The organism is Maribacter litoralis, from assembly GCF_902506355.1.
Classification (GTDB): Bacteria; Bacteroidota; Bacteroidia; order Flavobacteriales; family Flavobacteriaceae; genus Maribacter; species Maribacter litoralis.
Window position 1 is genome coordinate 2,314,679 of sequence record NZ_LR733271.1, and the last position, 15,969, is coordinate 2,330,647.

Below are 15,969 nucleotides of genomic sequence, written 5' to 3' on the forward strand. Positions count from 1 at the left end.
GTCAACCATTTACTTCTTGGTCATTTCTGTAAAATACTCATAAAAATACGGTATTGTTTCAATGCCTTTAAAGTAGTTCCACACTCCAAAATGCTCGTTAGGGGAGTGTATGGCATCACTATCTAAACCAAAGCCCATAAGTATGGTCTTGCTTTTCAGTTCTTTCTCAAAAAGGGAAACTATTGGTATACTACCACCACTACGTTGTGGAATCGGTTTTTTACCGAATGTAGTTTCGTAAGCTTTTGAAGCCGCTTGGTAAGCAGTGGTATCGATAGGGGTTACATATCCTTGTCCGCCATGATGAGGTTTTACAACTACCTTTACACCTTTAGGCGCAATAGCTTCAAAATGTGTTTTGAATAGTTCGGTGATTTCTCTCCAATCTTGATTAGGAACTAATCGCATAGATATTTTGGCGTAAGCCTTACTGGCTATAACCGTTTTAGCACCTTCACCAATATAACCTCCCCAAATACCATTTACATCTAGCGTAGGTCTAATGGAATTACGTTCGTTGGTAGAATAACCTTTTTCTCCGTAAACAGATTCAATATCCAAAGCCTCTTGGTATTTTTCAATACTAAAAGGTGCTTTTGCCATTTCTGCACGTTCGTCGGCAGATAGTTCTTCTACTTTGTCATAAAAACCGGGAATGGTTATATGATTGTTTTCATCATGTAGACTGGCGATCATTTTGGTTAAAATATTGATAGGGTTGGCAACCGCACCGCCATATAAGCCAGAATGTAAATCGCGATTAGGACCAGTAACCTCTACTTCAACGTAACTAAGCCCCCGTAAACCTGTTGTAATAGAAGGCACATCATTGGCAATCATTCCCGTATCAGATATAAGGATAACATCATTTACCAGTTTTTCTTTGTTCTCAGCGACGTAGATGCTTAAGTTATTACTACCAACTTCTTCTTCACCTTCAATCATGAATTTTACATTACATGGTAGCTGGTCGGTTTTCACCATAAGTTCCAATGCTTTTACATGCATATACATTTGCCCTTTGTCGTCACACGCACCACGTGCAAAAATGGCTCCTTCTGGGTGCTTATCGGTTTTTTTGATAACAGGTTCGTATGGTGGTGAAGTCCATAATTCCAATGGTTCGGCTGGTTGTACATCATAATGACCATATACAAGTACCGTTGGTAAATCAGGATTTATAATTTTTTCACCGTATACAATTGGGTAACCAGCAGTTTCATGAATTTCAACAACATCGCAGCCAGCATCCTCCAATCTCGATTTTACCATTTCAGCAGCATCTAAAACATCTTGTGAAAAGGCAGGGTCTGCGCTAACAGACGGAATTTTAAGTAATTCAATGATTTCATTTAAAAATCGGTCTTTGTTTTCCGATAAATAATTCTTTACGTTTTTCATGTACTTTTTTATGTGACTTTCGATAAAAGTACAAAAAGCGTAATTTTTAAATAGCTAAAATTTAGAGAATTGATTTTTTGCATTATATTTGCACCCCGATAATCACATATCGTGATTTAGGAAAGTATGCAGGCGTGGTGGAATTGGTAGACACGCTAGACTTAGGATCTAGTGCCGCGAGGTGTGAGAGTTCGAGTCTCTCCGCCTGTACAACGAAAGCCTCTTGAGAAATCGAGAGGCTTTTTTTATGCATAAATATTATCAAATAAGAGCCTTAGAACTTCACTTAAAAAAACAGGTTTGTAAGTTTTAACCTTTATTTATTTCTAATGCTATAGATTAAGTCAAATAGCAGAAAGGATAATTATGGGGTTCGAAAAAGTATCGTTTACAAATTCTGAAGGAAAACAATTAGCGGCTAGGTTAGAAATACCTAATAATCAAGAAGCACACACTTATGCTGTTTTTGCCCATTGTTTTACCTGTAATAAGAATTTTTCTGCTGTTCGCAATATATCAAGGGCTGTAGTAAATAAAGGAATAGCTGTACTTCGTTTCGATTTTACAGGTTTAGGTGATAGTGAAGGTAGTTTTGAAGATACCAATTTTTCATCGAACGTTTCTGATCTTATTCAAGCGGCTAAATTTTTAGAAGAGAATTACAAAGCTCCTGCTTTATTGATTGGACACTCACTTGGTGGTGCAGCTGTTATTTTTGCTGCTTCTCAAATTGCATCTGTTGTCGCTGTTTCTACCATTGGCGCCCCATCTTCCCCGGCACATGTGCAACATCTATTTAAATCTAATGTAGAGGAAATTAATGCCACGGGTAAAGCAAAAGTGAATATTGGTGGTAGGGACTTCACCATTAAAAAAGATTTTATAGATGATATTGAGTCAAAACCTATGAATGAGGTTTTAAAGAACTTGAGAAAACCGTATTTGGTCATTCATTCGCCCCAAGATACCATTGTGGGTATTGAAAATGCAAAGGAATTATATCAATACGCACATCATCCAAAAAGCTTTATTTCTATTGATAAAGCTGATCATCTGTTAACAAACAATGATGACTCTACATATGTTGGTAACGTTATTGCTGGTTGGGCAGAACGTTACTTGGATATTCCTAAGAGAGCACCATTAAAAACCGCTCACCAAGTTGCGGTGAGTATAGGTAATGAAGGCTTTACCTCTGAGATAGTTTCTGGTAATCATTTGTTGATTGCAGATGAACCTACTGATTTTGGTGGAAACGATTTTGGACCTTCTCCGTATGATTATGTTTCATCGGGATTAGGAGCATGTACGGCTATGACATTAAGAATGTACGCCACTAGAAAAAAATGGGATTTGCAAAAGGTAGTTGTTCATGTTGATTATGGTAAAGAACACGCTCCAGACTCTGAAAATGTTTCACAATCCGTTGAAAAAATAGATGTTTTTAAAAGAAAAATAGAACTGTTCGGTAATCTAGATGAAAAACAACGTCAGCGGTTATTAGAAATAGCCAATAAATGTCCGGTACATAAAACTCTAACGGTAGGTTCTACAGTATTGACGGAATTAAAATAGAATTAAATATTAAGATATGGTAAAGGCAATTTGGAATAACGAGGTAATCGCAGAAAGTGATGCTACAATAGTAATTGAAGGAAATCATTATTTTCCGCCGTCATCTATAAAACAAGAATATTTTAAAGGTACCGAGACCCATACCAAATGCCCTTGGAAAGGTGTGGCGTCATATTATGATATTGAGGTTGACGGAGATGTAAATAAAGATGCTGCATGGTACTACCCAGAAGTATCAGAATTGGCTAAGAGTATTAAAGGGTATGTAGCATTTTGGAAAGGTGTAGAAGTAAAATAGTTTACATAAAAAAAGGTCAGCTTTCGGCTGACCTTTAAATTCTTACTTATATTATTTGCATTTATGCAGTAGCATTTTGTGGTGCCCAATGGCTACAAGACATACCTGGTGCTGCCTTTTGTGGATTAGCACAATCACTAGATTCAAACTTTACACAGGTTACACAATTGGTGTCATCTTTTAAAGTGGCTTTCATTTCAAAGCTATCGCACGTATAACTATTTCCTACTTTTACGCCATGCACTTTACAAGTATTGCCTTCAACCAAATTATCACAATTAACACAACTATTTCCAAATCTTATCGACATAATCTTCTGTTTTAAATTCAATTAAAACTAAAACCTTAATCTTTTAGAAGCAATTTAAATAGCTGTTTTTCAGTAGTATGTATTTAGATTATTTAAAAATAGCGATGGTTAAAATCAATATTTTATGTTTTTTTAGAATCGCTTTTGTCCTGAAAATTCCATTGCCTCACCCTTGCCAAATCCAAAACTTATACCCAGCGTTACAAACCTGCCACGCTTACTATAATCTCTAAGATAGTATGTGGGTTGATCGGTAATGCTTTCGCTTATACGAGAGGCGAAGACATCCCTAATACTTAAGTTGACAATAGCTTTTCCCTTTAAAATCTTTTTTCTCGCTCCGAAATCCATAAATAGGTTTTCTGATATTTCTTGAAGCAATGTTCTATAACTAGATTGGTAGTTTCCTATGAATTCCAAATCTATATCTGCAGGAAGTTTAATTTTACTGGTTAAACGCGTAGACCATTGGTTTCCTTCAAAGTCGAATGAGCTCCCTTCAAAATCTCCTTCTCGGGCAAAATGGCTGAAATTTAAATCGTTGGTAAAAGATATCCAATTTGCTGGTATGTATTTGGCATTGAATTCTAAACCTGTGGTATTACTAATACCAACATTTTCTGGTCTTGAAATACTTACGTTGTCTTCAAACTCTACAATATCTTCCACAACGTCTTCGGTATGTCTATAGAAAACACCAAGGTTCATTGAAACCTTACCAAGTTTGTAAATACTGGTGACCTCAAAACTATCGGTAAATTCTGGCTGTAAATCTGCATTACCCGTACTTATGCTAAAGTTGTTCCTAATATTAAAAAACGGATTCAAATCCCACAAACGGGGTCTAAATATACGTTTAGAGTATCCCGCTTGTAATGATAGGTCATCGTTAATTTTATAGCTTGTGTGACCGCTAGGGAAAAGATTATTGTAATTCTTATCGTTGCTCACGTTTGTGGTCTGTAGCAAGGTGGCAACATCGGTATCTTCAAAACGAAGTCCTACTTTTATGCCCCATTTATCTCCTTCATAAGCAGTGGTGCCGTAAATGCCCAGCACTTTTTGGGTCCATTCGAATACGTTGGTCAAATTAGGGTCTTCAATGAAATCTGTACTATCAAAATTGCTGATGGCAAAATCATTTTCTACGTCGTTTATTTGATATTGCGCACCGGTCTCTAAGGTAAATTGCTCTGACCAAGGGTGTGTGTAATCTGCCTTAAAAGTATATTCTGCTTGGGTGAAATCTGTTCTACTTTTTTGAAGCGTGTTGTCATCAGCACCAATAGTAGTCGTGTTATTAAAGTCTGATGTTTGATCCTTGGCGAATAAGTTTCCGGTAGCACTTAATAACAACGATTGCTCTTCATTGCCTTCAAAGTCTTTTTTGTATTGCAGTTCGTATGAGTATTTAGGGTTTGTACCCTCGGTCAATTCTTGTCTTCTAAAAGCATCTGTCAATGTATTGCTCTCATCAAAAGTGCTGAAAATGGCATCTGCATTCTCTTTTTCCCATTCATATGCGAAATTTCCTGATAGTGTAATGACATTAAAGTCGTTGATATGATAATCTGTTCCCAGAATAAGATTAAAAAATGTTTCGTTCTTATCGTTTTCGCCTAAACTGCTGATATAAGTGCCGTCTTCCAAATTCCTATTTTCTGTTTCTTCATCACTGGGGAAGGTTCTTCGACCAAATCCTAACTGACTGAATAAATTGAACTTTTCGGTACGTCTATTAAGACTGAGTCCTAAACTATGATTATTAGGCACGCCCGTATTTAAAGTAACCGCACCATTTAATCCTTTCTTTTCCTCTTTTTTAAGAACGATATTTATGATTCCCGATGTACCTTCTGCATCGTATTTGGCAGAAGGGTTGGTGATAACCTCTATACGCTCTATCATATCTGCCGTTAAGGTTCCAAGGGCGTTTCCTTGTTCATTGGCAATAACTGAAGGTTTTCCATTAATCAACATTTGAACTCCTTGGCTACCACGTAGGCTTACCGCTCCTTCAATATTAACGTTTACCGAGGGTACATTGTTCAAGACCTCTAATGCACTTGCTCCAGTACTACTTAAGTCTGCACCTACATTGAATACACGTTTATCTAATTTGAATACGGTCTGACTAACTTCACCTTCTACCACCACTTCGTCTAATTGTTGAGAATCTTCTGCTATGGTAACGGTGCCAAGATTAATTTTACCGTCTACAATGGTGGGGTTATCAAATCTTTTGGTTGTGAAACCAATAAAACTTACTTCTATATAAAATTCAGAAGCAGTTGTTTCTAGAGTGAAACTACCATCTTGCAAGGTTGTAGTACCCACAATAGGTTTTTGATTGGTTGGGTCGCCTACAAGAACGGTTGCAAATTCAATTGGCCCGCCATTATTAGTTTCTACAATTTTACCTGTAATGGTGGTGGTGTTTTGTGCGAATAAAGTCGTAGAGACAAATAACGAGACAATTAAAAGAATTGAGTGTTGAAGTTGTTTAAGCATTATGAGTGTTGATGTTGTTTAGTGCAAAAATGCACATTAGTTTTTGGGGATAAAATTAATTAGTACAAACAACAGTTTAGGTAATGCGAATAACATTATTAAAATAATTATTTGCTTAATTTTAAAATTTACGAAAGTCGTTTTTAGACTTGATGCACAAAATTAAATATTGTCTTATAACATGTTAATTCTAAGTAGGCGTCATTTCTATTGTGGAAGTTCTTTCAAAGGGTAATAATTAAATACCTATATTTAAATTTATCAATTTTTGATGCTTTATTTGATGGTATTAAAACCGTTTTATTTTTTATTTGCTTTTCTGGTCTTTACTGTTTCGGCTCAAGAATTACCTCCAATTCAGAATTATACTCCTATTGAATATGAGGCAGGAAACCAAAATTGGTCTTTTGCGCAATCTCAAAATCAAAGAGTTTATATTGCCAATAATAATGGGTTATTAGAATTTAATGGTACTTCATGGAAACTATACCAAGCACCTTTTGGAACACCTGTAAAATCGGTAAGTGCTGTTGGTGATAGAATTTACACCGGTAGTTACATGGAATTTGGTTTTTGGAAAAGTAATGAACTGGGTGTATTAAGTTATTCATCGCTATCTAAAGATTTAGAAATACCTTTAATAGATGATGAAGATTTTTGGAATATAATAAGTTTTAAAGATTGGGTATTATTTCAGTCTTTGGATAGAATCTATATCTATAATTCTAAAACCAATTTGTTTGAGATTTTTGAGGTAACGACTAGCCGTGCAAAAATCTTCAAGGTTAACAACAAAATTTATTTTCAGAATGGGGTTAATGGTTTGTTTACGTTAAAGAACGGAACGCCGATTTTAGTGTCGGATCATGACGTTTTTAAAAATGAGACGATTGTAGGAGCATTTTCCGTAGAGGACAGAATGCTGGTCATAACTGAAACGGGCAACTTTTTTTATTATGACTATAATACCCTAAAAGAATGGAAAATTAGTGCCGATGTTAACTTGACCGCCACTAAAATTTATAGTACACTAAAGCTGGATGATGGGTCTTACATTTTAGGTACAATTTCCAAAGGGATTTATCATATAAGTGAAAATGGCACTTTAATTTATCATGTAAATCAAGAAAAGGGACTTAATAATAACACAGTACTGTCTTTATATGAAGATATTGATCATAATCTGTGGTTAGGCTTGGATAATGGTCTGAGTATTCTGAATTTAAATTCACCTTTTAAGCAATATGTGGATCACTTAGGGACTTTAGGAGTTGTTTATACTGCTGATAAAATTAAAGGGACTTTGTATTTAGGGACCAACCAGGGCTTGTTTTATAAGAAGGATAACGAAAATTCTGATTTTCAAATGGTGAAAGGCACAGAAGGTCAAGTTTGGATGTTGAAAGAGATTCAAAATACTTTATTCTGTGGTCATCACAATGGTACCTATGTCATCAATGATACCATTGCGACTAAAATTTCTAATTATCCAGGTACTTGGGATATTCAACCAATACATGTAAACTCTAAATTATTGGTACAGGGTAATTATAAAGGACTAAGTGTTCTGAAGTTCAGTGATGGACAATGGATATTTAAAAATAGAATTGAAGGTTTTGATAGTTCTTCGAGGTTTTTTGAGTTTTCAGATACTAATGAACTACTGGTAAATCATGACTATAAAGGAATTTATCGATTAGAGTTAAATACAGATTACACCGAGGTTTTAAAAGTAAGTCAGATACCTTCAAAAGGTAATGGTTCTAGTTTAATGAGGTTTAAAGATGATATCGTTTATGCTACTATTAATGGGGTTTATAATTATGAAGCTCAACAACAAGATTTTATTAAGGATTCTATTTTGACAGGTAAGTTCTTTAATGCTAGCGATAGTATTGTTGGTATTGTGCAATCTACAAATGACGCTCAGAGGTTATGGGGTTTTTCAACTAATAATATAATAAGTATTTCTACGGGACAATTAACTCAAGAGCCAGAAGTGGTCAAAACTTCAATTCCAAATTTTTTTAGGAGAAGCATGGGGGTTCTTGGTTTTGAATCTGTAGTACATGTAGAAAAAGAAGAGTATTTAATAGGCATGTCCAATGGATATGTCACATTAGACTTAGATAAGAAAAATGATAGAAACTACAGTCTCACCTTAAATGGTGTGACAAAAACTTCTTATAACGGACCTAAGATTGCCATACCTATATCCGAAAATGAAGAATTCGAACATTCTCAAAATAATATTTCCTTCTCATTTCATGTTGCTGAATTTGATAGATTTACTGAGGTCTACTATCAATATATGCTTGAGGGGAGGTATGAACAATGGAGTAATTGGTCTTCAGACCCAATTATATCACTAGAAAATTTATCACATGGTCACTATATGCTTAGGGTTAGGGCCAAGGTTGGTAACACCTCAACCATAAATGAAATTAGTCATTCGTTTATTATTAAAAAGCCCTGGTACTTATCTTATTGGGCAATTTTGGGTTACGTATTTTTAGCTGCATTATTATCTGTGGCGATACACAGAGTGTATAAAAATTATTACAAGAAACAACAGTTGCAGCTTATAAAGGAGAATAAGAAACGTTTAAAACGTAAGAAATTAAAGAACCAAAAGAAATTGGTTCAGGTTAAAAATGAACGATTGCAAGAGCTTATAGATAGTAAAAATAGAGAATTGGCTATCTCTACGATGAGTATTATAAAAAAGAATGAATTCTTGAATTCTATAAAAGAAAAACTTAAAGATAGTCAAGATAACTCACAGGTAAGATCGGTGATAAAAACAATAGATAAAAATATTAATAATGATGAAGACTGGACGTTTTTTGAAAATGCCTTCAATAATGCTGATAAGGATTTTCTAAAAAAAATAAAGGACAAACACCCAGAATTATCATCTAACGATCTTCGCTTATGTGCGTATTTGCGATTAAACCTTTCATCAAAAGAAATTGCCCCTTTATTGAATATCTCCGTTAGGAGTGTGGAGGTAAAGAGATATCGTCTCCGTAAAAAAATGAATCTTTTACATGAAGAGGGTTTAACAGATTATATTATTAACCTTTAGTTTCCTCAACATTTTTGTATTTAACCACAACATTACCACAACAACTGGTTATTTTCATATGTTTTATAGGTGTTTCTTTAGATGTCTTTTCAGTAATATTAAAAGGGGTAAATTGATGAATTGTTATTTTAATCATGTTTTTTTTGAATTGTATGTTTTTTGTATAGGTGAATAATTAGAATTTAATAATCATTGAAATTAAATTGCAAAAGTCTTTACCCTATTAGTTAATATTCAATTAAAGGTAATCTTGGTAAGGACCTATAATCAATTTGTTAACTCGTACAATAAAATTTAAACTATGAAAAAACTAAATTACATCGCTGTATGCTTATTCTTGGCATTGATGAGCTGTGACGAAGATGATATCGATATTCCTGTTTCGGTATTGCCATCTAACCTAGTTGTTAATACACAAAATATGGGTGGTGGTACTGTGAATTTTACGGCATCTGCTTCTGAGGCCAATTATTATCATTTTGATTTTGGAGATGGATCTTCTGCTTTGGGTACTTCGGGAGAAGTTTCCAAAACATATGACATGATAGGTGATAATTCATACACGGTAACAGTTACAGCTGGTTCTACAGAAGGAAAGAAAATTTCTGAAACTTTAGATGTTTCTGTTTCCGTAGCATTTTCTGATCCCGAAACGGTTACCTTATTAACTAATGACAGCTCTAAAACATGGTTTCTTGCTGCTTCTCAGCAAGGACATTTAGGTTTAGGGCCTGCACGTGATGGTATAGATGGAGATTGGTGGTACCCAAAATGGTATGTAGCTTCTGCATTTGAGAAGTGTGGAACCGAAGATTCTGATTGTCTTTGTGATGATGAAATAACCTTTGCGGTAGATTCAAGCGGCGAATTAACCTTTGAGCTTGACAATAAAGGACAAACCTATTTTAATGTTGGTCATAAAGCCGTAGTTGGTGGTAGTGAAGAATCTGATTTTTGCTATGATTTTGATACAAGTGGAGCAAAATCTGTTGTGCTTTCTCCTGTTGAGGGAAATGTTCCTGAAGATGAAACAACAGGTATACAAATAACTATTTCCGACGGTGGTTTTATGGGTTATTACGTAGGATCTTCTGTGTATGAGATTTTGGCAATCGAAGATGATTTTCTATATGTACGCACCTACGATACAGAAAACGCTGACTTAGCTTGGTACCATAAGTTTACAGCAGAAGCAGCTGTGGATGGTGGTGATGAAAACTTAGAGACTATATATACGAATTTGGTTTGGTCTGATGAATTTGATGTTGACGGTGCTCCCAATCCTTCAAACTGGGCCTATGACTTAGGTGCTGGCGGATGGGGCAATGGTGAAGCTCAAACATATACTAGTGATTTAGAAAATGTAAAGGTAGAAGACGGGGTCTTAAAAATAATGGCTATAGCTGGAGAGGGTGAAGCCGCGGTTCATTATTTTGATGATGTCACGTTGATCGATGCTGTTGGTAGTTCTCAAACATTGGAAGATTTTGAAGGTGTAGCTCCTACTTTTACCGGTTTTGGAGGTACCGAAACTACCGTAGTAGCAAATCCAGATGTTACTGGAGATAATACTTCGGCCAATGTAGCTCAATCAACAAAAGCATTGGGTGCAGAAACTTGGGCCGGTTCGTTCTTTGATTTATCAACTCCTGTTGATCTGGTAACCTATCCAACTATAAGCATTAAAACTTGGTCACCTTCAGTAGGTGCAAATATTATCCTTAAGTTGGAAAATCAAGCAAATGCAGATGAGAATGTAGAGGTTAGTGTAAATACGACTGTTGATAATGCATGGGAAACCTTAAATTTCGATTTTAGTTCTGCATCTGCTGGAACATATGACAGAGTTGTTTTGTTTTTTGATTTTGGAGTTTCGCCCTCTGGCGGAATTACTTCGGGTAGAATTAAATCGGAAAACCTCTTTGAGTTTACATATGGTAGGGTAGAAATTAGAGCTAAGCTTCCTTCTAGTGGTGGTACTTGGCCTGCACTTTGGGCACTAGGTGCAAATTATGATGAAGTTGGTTGGCCTGCAAGTGGTGAAATCGATATAATGGAACATGTTGGTAACAACAATAACGTAATTAGTAGTGCATTGCACTACCCTGGTAATTCGGCGGGTAATGCGGTTGTAGGCTCTACACCGGTAGCAACGGCAACATCTGAGTTCCATAATTATACTGTAGAATGGACACCTGAAAGTATTAAGTTCGTGGTAGATGATCAAGTAGTCCATAATAGTTTTGTTAATAATGGAACTACACCGTTCAATAATGACTTTTTCTTAATTATGAACGTAGCAATGGGCGGTACACTTGGTGGTTCAATTGACCCGGCATTTACACAAGATACAATGGAAGTAGATTATGTAAGGGTATATCAATAATATTTCAAAATGCTATCAATTTTTAAAATTTTTGAGTCCATTTGATATTTGAATACAAAAAAGCCCCTATAAAAGGGGCTTTTTAAAACGTAATTTTTTGCAATAAGCTTTAATTTAAAAGATTAGACAATCCCTAAAAGGGTTAATATTGCACCTACCGCAACAACAGCTAGAAAAGCGTTCATTGCAATAATTAGTACGGATAGATAAGTTTCTACCCCTGTTTTAAATGATAAATTGTTCATAACATTACCTACTTTAAAGTTACACTACTAAAGTTAGTTGAAATAAGCAACTATTACCTATTAATTGTTGTAAATACCTACAAATGTATGGTGAAACCGTACTTAAATGTGGTAAGTGTTTCTTAATAAGTGCATTATATCCATGAAACTTGCACTTTATCGATTTGTTGAATATGCAAGTAATTTCATGATGTAATCTATTTAAAGCTTAAATGTAAATGTTATTAAAGATTACTTAAGCAGTCCAAGCCAATCGGCTATGCCAGCGAGCGGTACTGCCAAAAGTATTAAGATTAAGCATGTAATCATTAATTTAAGAAATCCATTGAGCATTTTAACTCCTGAAGAAAGTCCTTGTTCCATAATCATAGTTCTATTGTTCTGTATTCAATATAGGTATTACGTGTGTAATGTGCTGTAAAATAGAGCTATAAATTCGATTAACGTATCAAATTGTCTGAGCAAAGTACATGATGTGGACTATAAATGTCTTAATTTTTGCATTAAACATTTAATATTTTAAAGGTAGTGTTACTGTGAATGAATCAATTTTTTGAAGATAAAACTGAATTTAATGCATTTAAGATTTGTTGTGTAGCTCCGGCTTTTTCTTTGATAAAATTTGTATTGATTTGACCGGTTTGTTGTCTTTTTTGTTGTTGAGAGAAAAAAGTGTCTATGTTGTGTTGAAGTTCTTCAGAACAGTTTATTGAAATGACTCCACCTAATTGTACCAATTCTTCTGCCTCGGCAAAACCTTCAAATTTCGGACCTATAATTACAGGTATGCCAAATACTGCAGGCTCCAAGGTGTTGTGTAATCCTGTTGCGAAGCCACCACCTACGTACGCAATTTCGGCATAGCTATATATTTTGGTCAATAAACCGATGGTATCTATGATGATGACTTCATAATCCGCTAAGTTTATATTCTCGTTCAAATCAGTATAGCTTACAACAGGCTTTTCTATTGATTGTATGATTTCTTGTATATGATTGCTCTTCATTGCGTGTGGAGCAAGAACAAACTTAATGGGGTAATTGCATTGATTGATGTAATCAATAATTAAGCGTTCATCTTCTGGCCAAGTACTGCCTGCAATAAAACAAAATTGATTTTGCTTGAAATTCTCCATGAAGTTCAACTCATTATGTTGATCTACAATTTCGCTTACGCGGTCAAAACGGGTATCGCCAGCAATCGTAACTTTATTGAAACCAATTGAATTTAATAACGAATGCGATTTCTTGTTCTGAACAAAAATGTGTGTAAAGTTGTTGAGCGTTTTACGCATAAATCCGCCATAAGATTTAAAGAAAATCTGATTCTTCTTAAATATTGCTGAAATTAAAAATGTTGGTGTATTTCGTTTGTTTAAAGCAACTAGGTAGTTAGGCCATATTTCATACTTTATGAAAATTGCGATATCTGGGTGAGCAATGTCCAAAAAAGCAGATACGTTACTTTTAGTGTCTAAAGGTAAATAGCAAATGACATCGGCCACTTTGCTGTTTTTTTTCACTTCATACCCAGATGGAGAAAAAAAGGTGAGTAGTGTTTTATAATGCGGGTATAACAATTTTAGTTTTTCCAGTACCGGTAACCCTTGTTCATATTCACCTAATGAAGCCGCATGTATCCAAATAACTTTATCTTCTTTTGCAATAGATTGTTTTATTTTAGGAAGGCTTTCCCTTCTACCTTTTACAAATAAAGAAAGCTTTGAATTCGCTAAGGCCAATACCTTTAAAATGGCAGAGGTGCTAATGGCAATAAGGTTATAAAGAATGTACAAACTGATGCTTTTGGGCTAAATTACGTTTCTTTCCATAAAATTAGTGTCGCCGGTTTCGTATTTTTGTGCTACTTCATGTAATTACAACAGATGAAAAAGATACAAATGGTTGACCTAGGTGGTCAATACCAAGAAATTAAAGATCAAGTAAACTCTTCAATATCTCAAATATTAGAAACTTCCGCCTTTATTAACGGGCCGGAAGTTCATGCTTTTCAGAAAGAATTGGAAGAGTACCTACAGGTAAAACATGTTATACCTTGTGCGAACGGTACAGATGCTTTACAGATTGCCATGATGGGTTTAGGTTTAAAACCTGGTGATGAAGTAATTACGGCTGATTTTACTTTTGCCGCAACGGTAGAGGTTATTGCCTTGCTGCAGTTGACTCCGGTCTTGGTCGATGTTTATCCAGATACGTTCAACATTAATATAGAAGCGATTGAGAAAGCCATTACGCCGAAAACTAAGGCTATAGTGCCAGTGCATCTTTTTGGACAATGTGCGAATATGGACGCTATTTTAGAACTGGCCAAAAAACATGATTTGTTCGTCATAGAAGATAATGCCCAGGCGATTGGAGCTAGATATTATTCAGCAGATGGTACAAAACAAATGGCAGGAAGTATGGGTCACGTAGGTGCGACTTCATTTTTTCCCTCTAAAAACTTAGGATGTTATGGTGATGGCGGTGCAATATTCACAAATGATGATGAATTGGCGCATACCTTAAGAGGTATTGTAAACCATGGTATGTATGAAAGATACCATCATGACGTGGTAGGGGTTAATTCGAGATTAGATTCCATTCAAGCTGCCGTACTTCGTGCTAAACTGCCCAGATTAGATGGTTATTGCGAGGCAAGAAGAAATGCGGCGCGTGCATATTCTAAGGCTTTTGAAGGTCAAGAACATATTATTACTCCTGTAACCGTTAATAATTGTGAAGGTATCTGTGATGTTTGTGATTGCCATGTTTTTCATCAGTATACCTTAAAAATCACCAATGGTAAAAGAGATGAACTAGCACAATTTTTAGCTAAAAACGAAGTTCCTTTTGGTGTGTACTATCCCATTCCGTTACATAAGCAAAAAGCATATGAGGATGATAGGTACAATGAGGCAGATTTTCCAGTAACCAATCAATTGGTGAAAGAAGTGATTTCATTGCCCATGCATACCGAGTTGGATGATGAACAGATTAACCATATAACGCAGTTAGTCATCGGGTTTGTTAATGGGTAGTATATAGTTTTTTTATTTTGGCAATGTTCAAATAGCATATAAATGAAAGTATTAGTAACAGGCGGACTTGGATTTATTGGTTCCCACACCGTAGTTGAGCTTCAGAATAAAGGTTTTGAAGTGGTGATTATTGACGACTGCTCTAACTCAGATGAGAGTGTTCTAGAGGGCATTGAGGCAATCACTGGTAAAAAACCACTTTTTGAAAAGCTGGATTTAAAGGAGAGGCAAAAGGTCGAAGATTTTTTTGCAAGACACCAAGACGTCGAAGGTGTTATCCATTTTGCTGCGAGTAAAGCAGTAGGAGAGAGTGTGGAGAAGCCGTTACTTTACTATGAAAATAATATTGGTACGCTCGTTTACATTTTAAAAGAATTATGTAAAAAGAACAAAGCTAGTTTCATCTTTAGTTCTTCTTGCACTGTGTATGGACAAGCAGATAAAATGCCAATTACCGAAGATGCACCGGTTAAGGTTGCCGAATCTCCATATGGTAATACTAAGCAGATGGGTGAGGAGATTATTGCTGATACATGTAAAGTAACTCCTTATTTGAATGCTATTGCATTACGTTATTTTAATCCGATGGGTGCACACCCAAGTGGTGAAATAGGGGAGTTGCCAAAAGGGGTGCCGCAAAATTTAGTTCCGTTTATTACGCAAACCGGCATTGGGTTGAGAAAAGAACTGTCTGTTTTTGGTGATGACTATCCAACGCCCGACGGTACATGTATAAGAGATTATATCTATGTTGTAGATTTGGCCAAAGCCCATGTAGTAGCTTTAGAACGTTTGTTGAATGGCAACAATGAATCTAATTATGAGGTTTTTAATGTAGGTACGGGTAAAGGTAGTTCTGTACTTGAGGCAATTAAGAGCTTTGAAAAAGTTTCAGGAAAAAAACTGAACTATAAAATTGTTGATAGAAGACCTGGTGATATTACTACGGCATATGCAGATACTACTAAGGCAAATGAGGTGTTGGGTTGGAAAGCCGAATATACTTTAGAAGAAGCCATGAATTATGCATGGATCTGGGAGCAGAAAATTAGGGACTGATTTTTTTAAGAACAACGATATAAATAAGGGGAAATATGGCTATATTTCCCCTTAT

Annotated in this window: 11 protein-coding genes and 1 tRNA gene; 7 read left to right on the forward strand and 5 right to left on the reverse strand. The window is 35.4% G+C overall.

Going from position 1 to position 15,969, the window contains the following annotated elements; all coding sequences use genetic code 11:
• Window positions 1-9 precede the first annotated feature (9 nt).
• The gene (locus tag EXIGUO8A_RS09670; protein ID WP_159302972.1) at window positions 10-1,401 is read right to left on the reverse strand and encodes a dipeptidase; all 1,392 of its coding nucleotides are present in this window, start codon (window positions 1,399-1,401) and stop codon (window positions 10-12) included.
• A gap of 128 nt (window positions 1,402-1,529) precedes the next feature.
• Between EXIGUO8A_RS09670 and EXIGUO8A_RS09675 the strand changes: the two genes are divergently transcribed.
• The 3 genes from EXIGUO8A_RS09675 to EXIGUO8A_RS09685 all read left to right on the forward strand — a co-directional run bounded on the left by EXIGUO8A_RS09675 (window position 1,530) and on the right by EXIGUO8A_RS09685 (window position 3,274).
• A tRNA-Leu gene (locus EXIGUO8A_RS09675) sits at window positions 1,530-1,611 on the forward strand.
• 156 nt (window positions 1,612-1,767) lie between these two features.
• Window positions 1,768-2,976 carry a bifunctional alpha/beta hydrolase/OsmC family protein gene (locus EXIGUO8A_RS09680; RefSeq protein ID WP_159302973.1) on the forward strand — a complete coding sequence of 403 codons (1,209 nt, stop codon included), beginning with the start codon at window positions 1,768-1,770 and terminating at the stop codon, window positions 2,974-2,976.
• A 16-nt stretch (window positions 2,977-2,992) separates the two neighbouring features.
• Window positions 2,993-3,274: a DUF427 domain-containing protein gene (locus EXIGUO8A_RS09685; protein WP_159302974.1), complete on the forward strand. Its 282-nt coding sequence runs from the start codon at window positions 2,993-2,995 to the stop codon at window positions 3,272-3,274.
• Window positions 3,275-3,335: 61 nt separating this feature from the next.
• On the opposite strand, the gene EXIGUO8A_RS09690 is transcribed toward EXIGUO8A_RS09685, so the two are convergent.
• Together EXIGUO8A_RS09690 and EXIGUO8A_RS09695 are read right to left on the reverse strand one after the other, a co-directional pair.
• Window positions 3,336-3,584 (reverse strand): hypothetical protein, encoded by a 249-nt coding sequence (locus EXIGUO8A_RS09690; RefSeq protein ID WP_036157715.1) that lies wholly within the window; start codon window positions 3,582-3,584, stop codon window positions 3,336-3,338.
• A 132-nt stretch (window positions 3,585-3,716) separates the two neighbouring features.
• The gene (locus tag EXIGUO8A_RS09695) at window positions 3,717-6,095 is read right to left on the reverse strand and encodes a TonB-dependent receptor domain-containing protein (RefSeq protein WP_159302975.1); all 2,379 of its coding nucleotides are present in this window, start codon (window positions 6,093-6,095) and stop codon (window positions 3,717-3,719) included.
• 283 nt (window positions 6,096-6,378) lie between these two features.
• On the opposite strand from EXIGUO8A_RS09695, the gene EXIGUO8A_RS09700 reads away from it, so the two are divergent.
• Together EXIGUO8A_RS09700 and EXIGUO8A_RS18780 are read left to right on the forward strand one after the other, a co-directional pair.
• Complete coding sequence (locus EXIGUO8A_RS09700; RefSeq protein ID WP_159304428.1) at window positions 6,379-9,183, forward strand: helix-turn-helix and ligand-binding sensor domain-containing protein; 2,805 nt, start codon at window positions 6,379-6,381, stop codon at window positions 9,181-9,183.
• 301 nt (window positions 9,184-9,484) lie between these two features.
• A complete protein-coding gene (locus tag EXIGUO8A_RS18780; RefSeq protein ID WP_236564465.1) occupies window positions 9,485-11,569 on the forward strand; it encodes a family 16 glycosylhydrolase in 2,085 nt (694 codons plus the stop codon).
• 122 nt (window positions 11,570-11,691) lie between these two features.
• On the opposite strand, the gene EXIGUO8A_RS18845 is transcribed toward EXIGUO8A_RS18780, so the two are convergent.
• Together EXIGUO8A_RS18845 and EXIGUO8A_RS09710 are read right to left on the reverse strand one after the other, a co-directional pair.
• Window positions 11,692-11,814 carry a hypothetical protein gene (locus EXIGUO8A_RS18845; protein ID WP_257786202.1) on the reverse strand — a complete coding sequence of 41 codons (123 nt, stop codon included), beginning with the start codon at window positions 11,812-11,814 and terminating at the stop codon, window positions 11,692-11,694.
• A gap of 545 nt (window positions 11,815-12,359) precedes the next feature.
• Window positions 12,360-13,610 carry a 3-deoxy-D-manno-octulosonic acid transferase gene (locus EXIGUO8A_RS09710; RefSeq protein ID WP_159302976.1) on the reverse strand — a complete coding sequence of 417 codons (1,251 nt, stop codon included), beginning with the start codon at window positions 13,608-13,610 and terminating at the stop codon, window positions 12,360-12,362.
• Between the two features lie 90 nt (window positions 13,611-13,700).
• On the opposite strand from EXIGUO8A_RS09710, the gene EXIGUO8A_RS09715 reads away from it, so the two are divergent.
• Both EXIGUO8A_RS09715 and galE read left to right on the forward strand, forming a co-directional pair.
• The gene (locus tag EXIGUO8A_RS09715; RefSeq protein WP_159302977.1) at window positions 13,701-14,855 is read left to right on the forward strand and encodes a DegT/DnrJ/EryC1/StrS family aminotransferase; all 1,155 of its coding nucleotides are present in this window, start codon (window positions 13,701-13,703) and stop codon (window positions 14,853-14,855) included.
• 42 nt (window positions 14,856-14,897) lie between these two features.
• Window positions 14,898-15,914, forward strand: a complete 1,017-nt coding sequence (gene galE / locus EXIGUO8A_RS09720) for a UDP-glucose 4-epimerase GalE (protein WP_116770268.1) — start codon at window positions 14,898-14,900, stop codon at window positions 15,912-15,914.
• The last annotated feature ends 55 nt before the right edge of the window (window positions 15,915-15,969 follow it).